A 16,157-nucleotide genomic window follows, 5' to 3' on the forward strand; every position below is an offset into this window, starting at 1 on the left:
ATTCTAATGCTTATTTATAAATCAATACCTTACCAACAGTTTCATCATCGCTTTGTCCAATAACACGGAATTTTAATCCTAGTTCTGGAACGTTACGACCAGCATCAACTAGACCTGGGTTGCTCCAGTCTGCACGGTCATCAAACAATGGTGTACGTTTTGTAAAGTTATCTTTCATTGTAAGACCATTTATATTACTATAATCGATAAACATTTTTTCCGTTTTGTCTAGACTGAATGCAGCATCATGAAGCTGATAGCGAGTTGCAGCTACATTTTTATCACTCCATTTTACAGCACGTTGATCAGCATCAACTACACCTAGAAATCCTTCACCCGGGTGATCACCAGTCCAGTTGTTATCATATGAATCATCAACATACCAAACTACTAAACCTGGATCAAAACTCATTAAGCTAGCGCCACGTCGGATATGAGCAAGACCTTTGTCAACACCATTATGCGTTCTCCACTCTAGTAAATAGTAATGCTCCGAGTAGAACTTACCTTGGTCTTTAGTGAATCCTTCTAAATTAAATGCTGATTCACTTTCAGCATCGTCAGAGATAACAATATCACCATCAACTGTAACTGTAATGTCATCAGCATATAGGCCAGGAAGTGTTGCAGCAACATCTGTCCAATAGTTTAATTTCACTTCGATATTTTGTCCTGCATATGCAGATAGATCAAATGATGCATCAACCCAACCATCAGATTTTCCTGTAATACCAAATCCAGGGTTTTGATCGTGTGGATTCGTTGCTGTTGTAATATTACCTTCAACAGAAACCCATTCATCAGAACCTTCTTCTTTCACTTGTACAGAAGCATAATCCCAATCCACTTCAATGTCATACCATGCCTTGAAGTTAAATGATGCAGTTGTAGCATTTGTTAAATCAAGAGATGTAACCATTGAGTTATCAAGGTTATTTCCACTTCCACTGAAGTATTCATACTCACCACTATATGGTGTATTCACAACAGTAGATTTATCAGGTAAGTCTACGCGCACAGCATCATTATTTGTACCTTTTGTTACGCCTTGGTCAAGAAGTACAGAAGTACCTTCACTAGTGATTTCATCTGCGCTAAGTGTTGTTCCACTTAACCAGTTACCACCATGTAATTCTTGTAGCATTTCTTTAGCAAATGGGCTCATTCCAGGTGGTTCTGTTCCAGGAATATCTCCAGCCCAGCTTCCGCCTGCCATAAGTGACCAGTACGATACTGCTTCACCAGCACCACTGTAAATTGTGTCATATTCATCTGGGAGGCCCAAATCATGACCATATTCGTGAGCAAAAACACCAGCAGCGCCATCTTCAGGTTCAATTGTGTAATCGAATGCAGCTAATTGACCACCGAAGCGATCACTTTCAGATGAGCCACCTGGAACAGCGATTAATCCACCAAGATTCCAACGATGAGACCAAATTGCATCTCCACCAAGAGATCCTCCACCAGCTTCTTCACCAACACCCGCATGGATAACCATTAGGTGGTCAATAATGCCGTCCGGCTCAGCATATACGCCATCCCCATCGTAATCGTCGCGATCATAAACGTCATACTCGCTTAAATTAACATTTGGATCCTGTCCAGCTTTTTTAAGTGCTTCAAATACTAATGTACGTGCACGGGCATCACTGCCATCTGGTGCAGGAACATTTCCGCCATAGTAAGCAGCTGGATGTTCAGCTGTATACCAGCCTGCAACTGTACCATCTACCGTATAGCTGCCACCAGATTGTTGTTCGTAGTATTGTTTCATCGATACAAGGTTTTCACCGTTAGGCCCTTCATATCCATCTTCACCAAAAATCATATTTTGGAAATGTTCATGAGTATAATTTTCATACCACATGTCTGTTTCTTCGTTTGTAATAGAGCTTGCTTCATAGTCTGGGAAATCGATTGCTAGTACTAGAACCTTATCAGAACGAGTTTCGCCGTTATAAGCTTCTTTTTCCACAGAATCTATGTCTTGCTTTTTAGCTTGTCCAAGTTTATTACCTTTACCAGTTGTAAGGCCATTATCGTGCTTTTTTGTCTTGTCCTTCATTTTTCCATCCAAGCCCTTAGGTAGCTTATCCTTCGTCTTTTTTGCAGTATCAGCCTTTCCTTTTAGGTATTTTTTTAAAGCTTTATTAGCTTCTTTAGGAGTAGCGTCATTTGCAATTGTGCCATTTTCTTTAAGCATTTCTATTAATTTCTCATCGTTCGCAATACCTAAATCTACTGGTGACCCAACTGAGGATGAAACTTTTGCAGAAAGATTGTTAGATTCAGGAATACCTGCTGTTGTTGCGCTAGTAGTTACAGTTCCAAACCCTAACGTAAGTGCTAGAGTTGTAGAAAGAATAATTCCTTTTTTCATTTATTCCACGTCCCCCTATAATATGGTTAGATTTATCTGCCCTAAATCCCTAAAAATTATGTAGACCTCCTTGTTAACAACTAGTAAACTTCCAATAAAAGAAGTTTGGTAACAGTCTAATAATAGAGTCTAGGCGAAATATTGTAAATATAATAGAAGGACAATTTTAAAAATAGTACTAATTAACTGACTATTAATAGGTAATTTGATCTATTATTTTCATTTTAATGATGCAAATAGCATGTAACATTAGAAAATCCCTTCTTAATGAATTGCCCTTTTCTTAAAACGACCACCTTTCACATCGTGGATATTTCCTATGGCGAGAAAAGCGGATTCGTCTTTATCCTCTACAATATTTTTCACTTTTGCTTCTTCAAGTCTAGTAATTACAGTAAAAATAACCTTCTTTTCTTCACCAGTGTAGGCTCCTTCACCGTTTAGGTAGGTCACACCTCTACCAAGGCGAGCGTTTATTGCCTCGCCGATTTCTTTATGTTGATCACTGATAATCCAGACTGATTTGGACTGATCCAATCCTTCAATTGTAATATCAATTGTTTTAAACGCGATAAAATAAGAAATTAAAGAATACATCGCACGATCCCAGCCGAATACGAATCCTGCACTGCCAAGAATAAAAACATTCATAAACATAACAACTTCACCCACAGAAAATGGGCTTGCTTTGTTAAATAAAATAGCCATAATTTCCGTGCCGTCTAATGAACCACCATGACGAATTACTAGACCTACACCTACCCCGAGACAAAGCCCCCCAAATACCGAGGCTAGTAGAAGATCGTCTGTTAGAACCGGAACCGGATGAAATAAAGCGACCCCGATTCCAAGAATTATATCGCCCATTAGGGTTGTAAGGGCAAATGTTTTACCGATTTGTTTATAACCGATTAGAAAGAATGGAAGGTTAAAGAGGACAAGCAAAATCCCAAGATTAATATTGGTTAAATAAGATGTAAGAATGGAAATTCCAATGATTCCTCCATCAATGATGTTGTTAGGTACCAAAAATATTTCTAGTCCTACTGCTACTAAAATTGCGCCAAGTGGAACAAAAAGCATTCTTTTTAGTAGTTTAGATCTAGTGAGTTTCTTTTGGCGGTTAGCGTCTTTTACATGAACAAAGTCTTGTGGCATTTGGTCCTCTTGCATATTTTTCCTCCTATCTATAAAATATTTAGACTATTCTCTATTATACCATAATTGTAAAAAGCTATGTGAACTAGATTTATACATTATTATTTGTGATATCCTTAATTTTATAAGTGGCAGTCGAAATAAAAAAAATCATCTATTTCTAATTGAAAAAGATGATTTCTCTTGGTTTTATGAATTGTTTACATATAAATGGCTGCGAATTTTTTTATTCTTTTCCTCAAAGCGGCTGTTGTGAGAGGAGACCCTGCCAGTCGCAGTTGATGATGGGTCCAGATAGTGTTTTGCTTGATTTACTGCATTTGTTGCATCTGTAAAAGCGCCTGCTATTAGATGGACTTTCCCATCAAAGGCTAGTATATCGCCAGCTGCAAAGAGACCATCAATAGAAGTTTGTGACTTTGCTGTTCCATTGATAAAGTAATCATTTATTAGTTCAATGTCGAGTGGACTGTCTTTAATAAACGATAACTCTCTTTCAAAACCATAACTTATTATTACATCATCCACTTTAATTTGAGAGGATTTACCTGTTTTATTATTTTTCACGAGTACCGAATTAATTTTTGTATTGTCTTGGGTTGAAACTAATTGTTTAACTGTGGACTCCGAGTGAATTTGGATAGTTGACTTCTTAACATGTGTTAACTGTGATTCATGGCAATCAAATTGATCTCTTCTATGGACAATTTTAACACTTTTTGCTACTGGTTCTAATTCGACAGCCCAATCGATAGCAGCGTTCCCACCGCCTAATATCATAACGTCTTTATTTTTGAATTTATTTAGGCTTTGTATTACATAATGTAGATTTGTAACCTCAAAGCGGTCAGCACCTTGCATATTTAGTTTGATTGGTTTTAGAATTCCACCACCTACTGCTAAAATAACGGTTTTACTTATATGTTTATTTCCATTAGCAGCTGTCAGTATGAATAGTTGTTCTTCCGATGGCTTTTCTACTTTTATGATCTTTTCATTTAAAACGATTTCTGGGTCAAAGGTTGATGCCTGCTCAATCATTTGTTCCATAAGCTTTTCACCAGTTACCGGTGTTAGAGCCCCGATATCCCAAATTATTTTCTCAGGATACACATTAACTTTTCCACCTAATTGTGGTTGGAAATCGATAAGTTTTGTTTTCATCGCACGCATCCCACTATAAAAGGTGGAAAATAATCCTGCAGGTCCTCCACCAATAATCGTAACATCATAAATTTCATTATGATTCATATGAATTCTCCTCATCTGGAATAAGTAGATCACCTATACTATGGATTGGTTCTATTTCTTATTTACTAATGCATCAGCAAATTCTACCGATAGTCTTTTAGCTGACAGCGGTCCTGCAAAGGTTCCCATATCGCCTGGTAGCTTATATGTATGGTTTTCTTTTACAAAGTTTAGATTGGTCCAAGCGGGATTACCTGCTAATTGTTTACTGAAAATAGTATCGTCCTCTTGTACTAGATAAAAGAAATGATTGTCTTGGTAATTTTGCAATGCTTCGACCGAAACGGATAGGAAACCATATTTCTCTGGTTTGTCAGATGGGACGGCGTTATTGACTCCCATTTTTTCTAGCACACCGGCAACAACGGAATTATCCGTAAATAAGCGTAATACTGGTGCGTTTTGTGACGTGAAAGCTTGCGTAACAACAGCATCTAATTTTTCGTAGCCTGCATCTGTAATTCGCTTCCCCTGTTCTTGGAAAGTTTGTTCAAGTTGCTGTTCAACTTCATCAGCTTTCTTTTGTTTGTCGAAAATCTTTGCAATGGTATGAAATTCATCCAACATATGCTGGTATTGGTTTTTGACACCTTCTTCGGAATATGGAGCAAAAATAACAGTAGGAGCTATATCCTGTAGCTGTTTTAAAATCCCTTTATGACGGTATTTTACCCCAATAATTAAATCTGGGTTTAGACGCGAGATAGCTTCTAGGTTAGGTTCAGCGCGGGTACCAACATCTTTTACAGACTTACTTAGTGGTTCGCCAACGTTTATCCATTTGTTGTATCCTTCAACGTCTGATACGCCTATTGGTTCAATGCCTAGAGGTAAAAGATGTTCAACATATGTCCATTCTAATACCACTACTCTTTTAGGTGTTCCTTCGAGGCTTACCTCGCCCATACCATCTTCAATCGTTATGGTCTTATCACCTGAAACAGATTGTGTCTTAGAAGTAGTAGTCTCTTGTCCATCCTTTTCACTGCATGCTGTCAAGATAGAAATAAGCAGTATAAGTACAATATATCCAGCCTTTTTCATAAAATCATCCTCTCTTATTGTTTAATTGATAAAGATTATCATTATCAATTAAACTTTATCAATAGTTGTTGCGGATGTCAATAATATTTTACACGGATATGAAAGTATAAATTTTTAATGGATATCAGTGATAATCCAAGTTTTCTAAAAAAACTGCCATAACCTCTTTAAAAGGGGTTATGGCAGTTTGCTCTTGAGAGCAAAGAAAGTATAAAGGCGATTATCTGTCTAGCTCCAGCGCCTAGACACTAGGGGACATAAGCAGTTCGCTTCCGTGCGAGCAAAGCACTCACACTGCATCGCTCTGTTTATGCTTGTCGTGTCTTTCAAGGCGCTTGCGCTTTTCTAAATCTATAGCTAGGCAGTTTGTTTTTTCTCTGATTTATTAATAATACTTGTGCCAACTAAGTCGCCAGTTACATTCAGTGCAGTACAGCCCATTCCTACTAGTGCATCAATAGCAACCAATAGACCAACAGCTTCCATTGGTAAACCTAACTGTGCAAAAACAGTGGCAATCATGATGATGCCAGCGCCTGGGACACCCGCTGTACCAACGGATGCCAATGTACCAACCAACACAACCTGAAGCATATCAGTGAAGCTTAATGGGTCGCCGACGATATTAGCAGCAAATACAGCTGACACCGCAATACGGATTGCCGCACCATCCATATTAATGGTTGCACCTAATGGAAGACTAAAGCCGTATAAGCTTCGTGATAGCCCTAAATTTTTTGCCGCGTTTAGGGTTAGTGGTAAGGTACCAGAACTACTTTGAGTAACAAACGCAGTGATCATTGGTGTACGTGCATGCGTGAAGAACTTGCCTGGTTTGATTTTTGAAAGAAGCATGAATAGAACATAAATACCTACCTGTACAAGTAAAGCTACGTAAAGAACAAGAATCATATTACCTAAGGATAGCAATGTATCTGCCCCTTGATTACCAACTGTTTTCGCGATGATAGCGAAAATTCCAATTGGAACATATTGGAGGATAACCTTCATGATCGATAATGTCGCTTCATTAAGACCATCAATGAATTTGTATACATGTTCACCAAGTTCAGCGTGCTCTTTAGATGATCGTAATGATGAAATTGCAATCCCGAACACAATTGCTGTAAAAATGATTCCTAATAGGTTTAGCTCGCTAAACGCAACAAAAATATTTTCAGGAATGATGCTTAATAGGACACTTATCGTGCCAGGATTCTCTGGGACATCGAACTTCTCACTTGTATCAAGCGTCATTCCGGTACCAGGATCAAAAAGACTAGCAACGGCTATTCCAACTACAATTGCTAAGGCGGATGTTAGTAGATAATAAAGAAATACTTTACCACCCATACGTCCTAAGTTACCTATTTTGGTTTGGTTAACCCCCACGATTAACGTAAATAAAATAAGCGGAATGATTAAGAATTTTAGTAAATGAATCAAAATATCTCCGAAAGGTGCTAATACTGCAGCATCTTTACCAAAGATTACTCCAACTATAATACCAAGAATGAGTGCAATGGTGATTTTTAAAATTAGTGAGGCATTAATGTAACCTCGCCAAATCGCTTTCATCAAACGACCTCCTTATTAAAAGTGCATGTTCAAAAAGTCGACAAATTAGAAACAAGAAGTTCAAGGCGCGAAGATTTTGAGGACCGGAACGTATGCCTTTAATACGTGAGGACCGGAAAAAATGCGCAACGAAGAAATTCGCCGTTTATCATTTGATGACTTTTTGAACAACCTCTAAAAGTACTATTCCCGAAAAGGATTAAAATAGTGCTTTGATTAAATAGTATTGTATTCATATGAAATTACTGTGTATTCATCTCCATAAGATACAGCACAAGATAAGCTTGAGTCAAAATAGATGCTTGTTGGTCGGAATTTATTATTTTAAACATGAAAAATATCCCTATAATAAAAGTTGCAATAATGACCAACCTATTTAGGGATAGGGAGGTGATTTTAATGGAACAACAAATACGAGACATTATGACATCAACTGTTTTCACAATTAAAGAAACGCAGTCCATACAAGAAGCTGGTGCAGTCATGAGTGAACATAATATCGGTTCAATTCCAGTTGTGAATAACAATGGCGATATGGTTGGAATTATAACAGACCGTGATATTACGCTTCGTTCTACGGCTCAAGGAGAAGACGCTCAAACTCCAATTTCACAGGTTATGACTGCACAACAAGTTGTTCAAGCAACACCAGATATGGATGTTCATGAAGCGGCAGAATTAATGGCTCAACAACAAATCCGTCGCTTGCCAGTAGTTGAGAACGGACAAGTTATCGGAATGATTTCGCTAGGCGATGTGGCAGTTCAACATCAGTTAACGGATGATGCTGAAGAGGCGTTATCAAGTATTTCAACACCTTCGGGACCTCAAAAATAGTACTATTTTGGTTTAAGCATAGAGAGAGAATGGATTTGACATTCTTTTTCTATGCTTTTTGAATAAAGAGGTAGGTGAATTCAAAAGCTAATACATAATTTCCCTAAAGAGAAAGGTGCAAAAAGATGGATGGGACAAACAGTAATACTAGCCAGACACCGCATGATAAGGGTGTAGATAATACGCTCCGGCTATTGATGGAAGGGTATCGCTATATCCCAAATAGATGCCGCCGTTTTGAAACGGATATTTTCACAACACGTTTAATGGGACAGAAAATGATTTGTATAAGCGGTAAAGAGGCTGCAGAAGTATTTTACAATAATGAGCTTTTTCGTCGGAAAGGTGCAGCTCCAAAGAGAGTACAGAAATCATTATTTGGCCAAAAGGGTGTTCAAACAATGGATGGCGCTGAACATAGACATCGAAAACAATTGTTTATGTCACTGATGACGCCAGAAAGGCTAGAGTTACTGCGGGATCTAACAACGAAACAATGGGAATATGCGATTGATAAATGGGAACAGATGGATCATGTTGTATTTTTCAAAGAAACACAGAAAGTTATGTGTCGATTGGCCTGTCAATGGGCTGGTGTACCATTATGGGCAAAGGAGGTAAAGCAACGTGCGAGCGATTTTGGAGCGATGATTGATGCGTTTGGAGCCGTTGGGCCGAGGCACTGGTTGGGTAGAAGATCTCGAAAAAGATCGGAAAAGTGGATCAGGACAATCATCAAACAAGTTCGTGCTGGAAAACTGATTGCTGACGGGGATACAGCTTTATACGCCATGGCATGGCATCGTGATTTAAATGGAAAATTAATGAGTAAGCAAATGGCGGCTGTTGAATTAATCAATATTTTAAGGCCAATTGTAGCTATCGCCAGGTATGTAACATTTAGTGTAATAGCTTTGCATCAGTACCCTGAAACTCGTACGAAATTACAATCGAACGAGAAGGGTTATAGCCAAATGTTTGTCCAGGAAGTTCGCCGCTACTATCCATTTGGTCCATTCCTCGGTGCCAGGGTGCGTAAGGATTTTACGTGGAAAGAACACGATTTTAAAAAAGGGACATTAGTCTTGCTTGATATGTATGGAACAAATCACAGTTCTACCGTTTGGGAAAGACCGAACGAGTTTATGCCTGAACGATTCCGCGGCTGGGAAGGTACACCTTTTAATTTTATTCCCCAGGGTGGAGGTGATTTTGATATGGGTCACAGGTGTGCTGGGGAGTGGGTCACCGTGGAGGCAATGAAAGCGAGTTTGGAGTTTCTAACGCAACAGGTTAATTATGAATTGCCCAGCCAAAACTTAAGCTTCAGCATGACAAGAATGCCTACAATTCCTAAAAGTAGGTTAGTAATACAGAATGTTAGATGGAAATAGGAGATGAAACTCTCTACCCATTTATATAGTTATGTATCGATTTTGTGATTACCTTGCGAAGCGGGAGACATTTGAAAGAATTGGTTAAGTTTAATTCAATGCATAATGCAAGCCTTATTTCAAAAACTAAATCAACCTTACATTTGGAAAGGAGGTACTAATTAAAATGGTGAATAAAGAAAAAGAGTTTAACAACCAATTCAAAGAAAATAAAAATAGCGGCGAGCATCGAAACGGGCGCAAGAGCCAATTTAAAAATTACAACGTTCATGAAAGTGAAGCACCGAACGAGTATTTAAGCAAGAAGGATGAATGATAATTAATTTTAGTAAAACAGGACTTGTCATATTGGCAGGTCCTGTTTTATCTTAGAAAACTTGGTTTATCGCAAGCTTTAATGGTGAAAGCCTTAGTTACACTTATACTGATAAATTTATACTCTTATCAGTGTAAAAAGACCTAAAGGTTCGTTCGTTGTAATAAGTAACGCCTTAAAACATAGAATTAATCTTAAAAGAGACAGGCCAAACAAGGAGAAAGGAGGGTTCATCAGTGAGATTTTTAAAAAGCACCAAGCAAATCCTTATTCGGTTTTTTGCAGAACGTTTTTATGATCAGTCAGCGCAAATGGCTTATTATTTCATGCTATCATTATTTCCTTTCCTTATTTCCATTTTTACACTGATTAGTTTTCTGCCTTTCGATTTAAAAAATATCTTAGTATTGATCGAACCCTTTGCCCCCAGCGAGACGTATAAGGTAATTAGCAGTACATTGGAAAGCGTTTTGAATAAGGGACAAGGTCAGTGGTTGTCTTTTAGTCTCATTGCAGCTTTTTGGTTGGCATCTATGGCGATCCAGTCACTGGTTCGATCATTAAATAAAGCCTATCAAATTAGGCGAGAGTCTTTCTTTTTAATGGGGATAGTGAACGATTTGCTGCTCACATTGGGAATTATGATTATTTTATCATTTTCCTTACTTGTTCCGATTGTTGAGGACATTATTCGTACCTTTGTCTTGCCGAGGATGAGAATTCAGGATTCATTGTTTGATTTATGGTTTATTGCTAAATGGGGTATTGGTACCTTGTTTTTGTACTTTTTCTTTTTAGTATTATATAAGGTTGTACCAAGTATCAGGCTGTCCTGGAAAATGGTTTTTCCAGGAGCAGTTTTTGCAACAATCGGTTGGCAAGTTGTATCGATTGTCTTTTCAAACTATGTCAGTATAAGCAACTACTCTATGTTTTATGGACAACTATATAATATGATTATTTTAATGATATGGTTCTATCTGACTGCCGTAGTTCTACTAATAGGAGGATTAATTAATGCATCAGTCTATAGAAAATAATGTTTTATATTTTTTCACCGTGTGCTCTTGTCTTACAAGTAAATATGAGCTATTATTGAAAAAATTCGGCTTTATAAGAAGGATACGGAGTTAAACAGTATCCTTCTAAAAACCGCATGTGAAAAACGATTGTATTTTCATATAATTATAAAGGACGTTAGCTTGGCGGCCTTCTCTTGTATGTGGGTTACGACAGGACTGTATTCGACGAAGAAATTCAACATCACATTTACAGCATGGGCCATATCGGCGATAACATAGATCATGGGCTTTGCAGGCTGCGTCAACTTTGTTTATGGGTGCACCGGGTCCACTACATCCAGGTCCACACCAACGATAACCTGGAAATATACAAAAACGAGGAAATGCCCGAATTCGTCTTTTATTCTCCACAATCTTTCCTCCTCACAAATGCATTTAAATAATACATTTTATGCAGGGTAAGGCGGTTAGTTTTGTGTATTTACCCAGGAAGAATACTATGGACGCGCGGAATTCCAGAAAGAAGGGGACAGTATGAAGCCATTCACTGCAAAAGTGGTAACCATTTTAAAGGACATTCCAAAGGGCAAGGTTATGACATATGGTCAGGTTGCGAGTGTTGCAGGCAGTCCACGTGGTGCAAGGCAGGTTGTTCGGATTCTTCATTCAATGAGTAAGAAACATGAGTTGCCATGGCATCGTGTTGTATCTATCAAAGGTGAAATCGCCTTAAAAAGCAATGAAGGTCTGATGAGTCAAAAAAGCCTGCTGATAGCTGAAAACATCGAGGTTAGTGAGAGTGGACAAGTGAATTTAACCAAGTATCAACACCAACCGGATTTTCACTTAGACGAAGATGGATAAAAAAATACCCCAGATAAAGTTTTCTTATCCAGAGTACCGTATTAGTGTGTGTTCAAAAAGTCGGCAAATTAGAAACAAGAAGTTCAAGGCGCGAAGATTTTGAGGACCGGAACGTATGCTTTTAATACGTGAGGACCGGAAAAAACTGCGCAACGAAGAAATTCGCCGTTTATCATTTGGTGACTTTTTGAACATCCTCTATTAAGCTTAAAAACCTTCCATTCATTAATGGCGTTTGTTTAGCCACAATACACCCGTTTTTGCTAGTCGTGGTAATAATCCTGTGGCGGGTTTTTGGAACATGTTACCGAAGCCATCTGATTTACCTAGTGAACCAAGTGTACCTTTTAGTTTTATTTCTTTTTGTTGTTTCGGTTCCATGTTTTGTAAAACCGAGGAAAGGATGTCTGCAATTTGTTCACCTTGTTGGATAGCCAATTGTGCACTTGGAGAATAGGTTGAGGAAGCACAATCGCCCACTACATATACATTTGTGTTCGTCGGAACCTGGTAAAATTCATTCACGATGATTTTGTCCTGTGCATCTTTTTCAAAGGGTAATTCCCTTACTAAGTAATTTGGTTGTACCCCAGCTGTCCAAATGGTAACATCATTCACATAGCATATGCCATTGTTACATACACCATCTTTTTCGACATATTCTACATTCGCATTATGTATTACTTCCACATCATTTTTTACAAACCAATCTTCTACATAATCTTGAATTTTGGAATCAAATGGTTTGAGAACCGTTTTCCCTCTGTCAAGTAGACGAACATTTAAGTCGGATCTGCTTTCCCTAATTTCAGATGCAACTTCGATTCCGCTTAAGCCTGCTCCTACGACAGTTACTTTTCCAAAAGCCTTCAAATTACCGACAGAGAGAGCAGTATGTCTCGATTTTGAAAACGTTTGAACACTTTCGGTAAACTCGCTAGCACCTGGGATATCATGGTAGTTATCCTCACACCCAAGCGCAATAACGATATAATCATAAGGCACGGAATTGCTCTTATCCTTGAATGAAATTTGCTGACTTTCCGTATCAATTTCAGCTATTTCACCGAATTCATATGCTACGTGGTCATGTGTCGGGAATTCCATGCGGACATCTTTGTCAGAAGTTGTACCAGCTGCTATTGCATAATATTCCGTTTTTAGGGAGTGATATGGGTTTCGATCTATAAGTGTAATGTGAACCTCTTCAGGTAGGTTATCTAATAGATTGGATAAAATTTTTATACCACCATATCCACCACCCAAAATGACTAGTCGTTTCATGAAAAAACCTCATCTCTGTTAAATAAATGCTTCTACCATACACATTACCAAAAATAGTAAAAGAAGACTAGAGGAAACAAATTATATTAGGTTATTCGTAAAATAATTTTCCCAATATTTTTGTTGCTTTCCATATGTTTATGGGCTTTTTGTACTTCATCGAAAGGAAATACATGATCGATAACGGGCTTTAACTTACTTTTATTAAAAAGCGGAATTGCTTTATTAACGAAGTCACGCGTAAGATCAGCCTTATATTGGTCGCTTCGTGGCGTAAGCAAAGTACCTTTTAACTGGATACGTTTTGCCATAAGCTCCATTAAATTTACCTGTTCAACTTCTGCTCCGCCTAAAACACCAATTAAAATTAAGCGTCCGTCTACTGTTAGACTAGTTAGGTTTTGTTTCCAATAGGAGGCACCTATAAAGTCGAGAATCACATTTGCTCCTTGATTAGACGTTGCTTTCAAGACTTCCTCTGCAAAGTTCTGTTCTTTATAGTTAATGCATAAATCTGCCCCTAATGAGCGACAATAATCCAGCTTTTTGTCGGATCCAGCTGTTGTAATAACATCCGCATTCATAAGTTGTTTTGCGAGCTGAATAGCTGCCGTGCCGACTCCGCTACCTCCAGCATGAATAAGTACAGTTTCGTTTGATTGTAAGTCACCTAACCAAAATAAGGTTTGAAAAGCAGTTAAAAATACTTCAGGAATGGCGACGCCTTCCTCAAATGAAAGGCTCTCTGGAATGACCATTGCCCTTTCCGCGGGGATAACCGCGTATTCAGCATAACCGCCACCATTTACAAGGCCCATAACCCGTGTGCCGATTTCAACGTTTGTACCTTTCCCAGCTTTAACCACAATCCCTGATACTTCAACACCTAAAATTGGATTGTCTAAATAACCAGACTTGCCTTCGCGACTTACAATGTCTGTTCGATTTATCGCCGCTGCTTTAACGTTGACCAATAGTTCTCCAGTTTTCACTTCCGGCTTAGGTTGCTCCGTTACGTGTAATTGTTCTGCATCACCTGGTTCTTTTACAACGATTGCCTTCAACTGATCGCCTCCCTTAATTCGTTTATTATTGCTTAAATTTACTATTTCACTATCCATTGTACAGAAATGTTTTTGTCTTATCTAAACATTTGCTGGATATGAAATTATTATTCCTTTGTCCCCAAAGAATGTATACTAGAAAAAGAAAAGTTAATCTAATATGAACATTGTTTGATTCTACTAAACCTATGGGAGATGAAGTTAAATGACAGAAAAAGTTGCACAGGCTATTCAGGATGAGTACCCCGATGATTTTGCTTGGTGTTATGGGTGTGGAAGGTTAAATAAAAATGGCCATCATTTTCGTACTGGCTGGCAAGGGGATAAAACAGTCACGATCTATACACCTAAACCCGAACATACTGCAATACCGGGATTTGTTTATGGGGGATTAATCGCATCATTAATTGACTGCCATGGAACAGGATCTGCTTCACTTGCATTACATAGAGAGAATGGATATGAGCCTGGTGCAGGAGTTGAAGTGCCACGCTTTGTAACAGGTTCATTGCATGTAGACTTTTTAAAGCCAACGCCACAAGATGTTTCTCTAGAAGCAATCGGGACAATTGAGAAGATTCATCCAAAGAAATGGAAGGTATACACAGAAGTAATAGCTGATGGTAAAGTTTGTGCAAAAGGTGAAGTTATCGCGGTAGTAATGCCTGATACATTTGTAGAAAAAGTAGAACCTAGCTAAGAACATATGACATTTGTCATGTATGCTACTTGACGTTTATGACTTTTGTAAGGGAGCATTCTCTTCTATTATTGAAAATAAGAATAAAAAGTATATTTTTAATCAAATAATAGAAATAGAAATCCTTTTCAAGGAGGACATTATGAGTAAACAAAAACAGACACAATTAAGAAAAAATGTTGCACCATTCGCAACATCAGATATGAAAGCAAGTATACGACAATTAATTAATACAATTCTACCTTTTTTCTTACTTTGGTTTCTTGCCTATCAAAGTCTGTCTATATCCATCTGGCTAACGCTTGCATTAGCAGTAGTTGCATCAGGGTTTGTAGTTCGAATCTTTATTATTTTCCACGACTGCACACATATGTCTTTTTTCAAAAATAAAAAGGCAAATAGAATTGTTGGTACGATAACGGGAATTATCACATTGTTCCCTTTTGAAAAATGGAAAAGAGAACATTCCATTCATCATGCGACAAGTAGTAACTTAGATAAGCGTGGAACTGGCGATGTTTGGGTCATGACGGTTGAGGAATATAAGGCTGCGTCATTTTGGGGCAGGTTGTCCTATCGGGTATACCGGAATCCATTAGTTATGTTTGGACTGGGTCCGATTTATCTTTTTCTAATTTCAGGGCGTTTCAATCGAAAAGATGCTAAACGAAAAGAACGTATCAATACACATTTAATCAATGTCTCTATTGTTATTTTGTATGGATTGTTGATATTGACAATCGGATGGCAGGCGTTTCTACTTATCCAGCTTCCAATATTATTTATTGCTGGATCACTAGGTATTTGGTTATTTTACGTACAGCATCAGTTTGAGGATTCTTATTTTGAAAATGAAGATGAGTGGGATTACGTCAAAGCAGCTGTAGATGGAAGCTCTTATTATAAACTGCCAAAAGTACTGGAATGGATGACTGGTAGTATTGGATATCATCATGTGCATCACTTAAGTCCAAGGGTTCCTAATTATAATTTGGAAAAGGCACATGAATCGACACCACCATTGCAACAAGCAACGACGATTACACTCGCTTCTAGTTTGAAATCGATTCATTTTCGTTTGTGGGACGAGACAAGTAAATCGTTTAAAAGCTTTAAAGAAATTAAGGGTGTTCTGAAAGAGTCTTCTGTAAATGCGAATTTAAATACAAAAAGATCAAGCTTTCAGGAAAAATAAATAATTTTGTCAGAAGCCCTTCATCTAGTAATGAAGGGTTTTCTTGGCAGTTAAGAAAGTATAAATC

At 38.0% G+C, this 16,157-nt stretch carries 15 protein-coding genes; 7 read left to right on the forward strand and 8 right to left on the reverse strand.

Annotated features, from left to right (window positions below; translation table 11 throughout):
- Positions 1-10 precede the first annotated feature (10 nt).
- From CFK40_RS02315 to CFK40_RS02335, 5 genes are all read right to left on the reverse strand, one after another.
- The gene (locus CFK40_RS02315; RefSeq protein ID WP_089530486.1) at positions 11-2,383 is read right to left on the reverse strand and encodes an immune inhibitor A domain-containing protein; all 2,373 of its coding nucleotides are present in this window, start codon (positions 2,381-2,383) and stop codon (positions 11-13) included.
- 264 nt (positions 2,384-2,647) lie between these two features.
- Positions 2,648-3,466 (reverse strand): YitT family protein, encoded by an 819-nt coding sequence (locus CFK40_RS02320; RefSeq protein WP_227001911.1) that lies wholly within the window; start codon positions 3,464-3,466, stop codon positions 2,648-2,650.
- A 264-nt stretch (positions 3,467-3,730) separates the two neighbouring features.
- A complete protein-coding gene (locus CFK40_RS02325; RefSeq protein ID WP_089530487.1) occupies positions 3,731-4,792 on the reverse strand; it encodes an NAD(P)/FAD-dependent oxidoreductase in 1,062 nt (353 codons plus the stop codon).
- 51 nt (positions 4,793-4,843) lie between these two features.
- On the reverse strand, positions 4,844-5,836 hold the full coding sequence (locus CFK40_RS02330) for an ABC transporter substrate-binding protein (protein ID WP_089530488.1): 993 nt from the start codon (positions 5,834-5,836) through the stop codon (positions 4,844-4,846).
- 357 nt (positions 5,837-6,193) lie between these two features.
- The gene (locus CFK40_RS02335; protein ID WP_089530489.1) at positions 6,194-7,414 is read right to left on the reverse strand and encodes a dicarboxylate/amino acid:cation symporter; all 1,221 of its coding nucleotides are present in this window, start codon (positions 7,412-7,414) and stop codon (positions 6,194-6,196) included.
- 399 nt (positions 7,415-7,813) lie between these two features.
- On the opposite strand from CFK40_RS02335, the gene CFK40_RS02340 reads away from it, so the two are divergent.
- The 4 genes from CFK40_RS02340 (at position 7,814) to CFK40_RS02350 (ending at position 11,001) form a co-directional block, all read left to right on the forward strand.
- A complete protein-coding gene (locus CFK40_RS02340) occupies positions 7,814-8,251 on the forward strand; it encodes a CBS domain-containing protein (protein ID WP_089530490.1) in 438 nt (145 codons plus the stop codon).
- A gap of 125 nt (positions 8,252-8,376) precedes the next feature.
- Positions 8,377-9,645, forward strand: coding sequence for a CYP152 family fatty-acid peroxygenase CypC (locus CFK40_RS02345; RefSeq protein WP_089530491.1), 1,269 nt, complete (start codon positions 8,377-8,379; stop codon positions 9,643-9,645).
- Between the two features lie 166 nt (positions 9,646-9,811).
- Positions 9,812-9,961 (forward strand): hypothetical protein, encoded by a 150-nt coding sequence (locus CFK40_RS21070; RefSeq protein ID WP_168927216.1) that lies wholly within the window; start codon positions 9,812-9,814, stop codon positions 9,959-9,961.
- Positions 9,962-10,197: 236 nt separating this feature from the next.
- Positions 10,198-11,001: a YihY/virulence factor BrkB family protein gene (locus tag CFK40_RS02350; RefSeq protein ID WP_089530492.1), complete on the forward strand. Its 804-nt coding sequence runs from the start codon at positions 10,198-10,200 to the stop codon at positions 10,999-11,001.
- Positions 11,002-11,106: 105 nt separating this feature from the next.
- Here CFK40_RS02350 and CFK40_RS02355 read toward each other — a convergent pair whose 3' ends face one another.
- Positions 11,107-11,394: a phospholipase gene (locus tag CFK40_RS02355; RefSeq protein WP_319418022.1), complete on the reverse strand. Its 288-nt coding sequence runs from the start codon at positions 11,392-11,394 to the stop codon at positions 11,107-11,109.
- Between the two features lie 123 nt (positions 11,395-11,517).
- On the opposite strand from CFK40_RS02355, the gene CFK40_RS02360 reads away from it, so the two are divergent.
- Positions 11,518-11,847 (forward strand): MGMT family protein, encoded by a 330-nt coding sequence (locus CFK40_RS02360; protein ID WP_089530493.1) that lies wholly within the window; start codon positions 11,518-11,520, stop codon positions 11,845-11,847.
- 225 nt (positions 11,848-12,072) lie between these two features.
- On the opposite strand, the gene CFK40_RS02365 is transcribed toward CFK40_RS02360, so the two are convergent.
- Both CFK40_RS02365 and CFK40_RS02370 read right to left on the reverse strand, forming a co-directional pair.
- Positions 12,073-13,131: an NAD(P)/FAD-dependent oxidoreductase gene (locus CFK40_RS02365; protein ID WP_089530494.1), complete on the reverse strand. Its 1,059-nt coding sequence runs from the start codon at positions 13,129-13,131 to the stop codon at positions 12,073-12,075.
- Between the two features lie 86 nt (positions 13,132-13,217).
- Positions 13,218-14,195 (reverse strand): NAD(P)H-quinone oxidoreductase, encoded by a 978-nt coding sequence (locus tag CFK40_RS02370; RefSeq protein ID WP_089530495.1) that lies wholly within the window; start codon positions 14,193-14,195, stop codon positions 13,218-13,220.
- A 205-nt stretch (positions 14,196-14,400) separates the two neighbouring features.
- Between CFK40_RS02370 and CFK40_RS02375 the strand changes: the two genes are divergently transcribed.
- Together CFK40_RS02375 and CFK40_RS02380 are read left to right on the forward strand one after the other, a co-directional pair.
- The gene (locus CFK40_RS02375; protein ID WP_089530496.1) at positions 14,401-14,895 is read left to right on the forward strand and encodes a PaaI family thioesterase; all 495 of its coding nucleotides are present in this window, start codon (positions 14,401-14,403) and stop codon (positions 14,893-14,895) included.
- Between the two features lie 142 nt (positions 14,896-15,037).
- Positions 15,038-16,090 carry a Delta(5) desaturase DesA gene (locus CFK40_RS02380; protein ID WP_089530497.1) on the forward strand — a complete coding sequence of 351 codons (1,053 nt, stop codon included), beginning with the start codon at positions 15,038-15,040 and terminating at the stop codon, positions 16,088-16,090.
- Positions 16,091-16,157 lie beyond the last annotated feature (67 nt).

Source organism: Virgibacillus necropolis (assembly GCF_002224365.1).
Classification (GTDB): domain Bacteria; phylum Bacillota; class Bacilli; order Bacillales; family Amphibacillaceae; genus Virgibacillus_F; species Virgibacillus_F necropolis.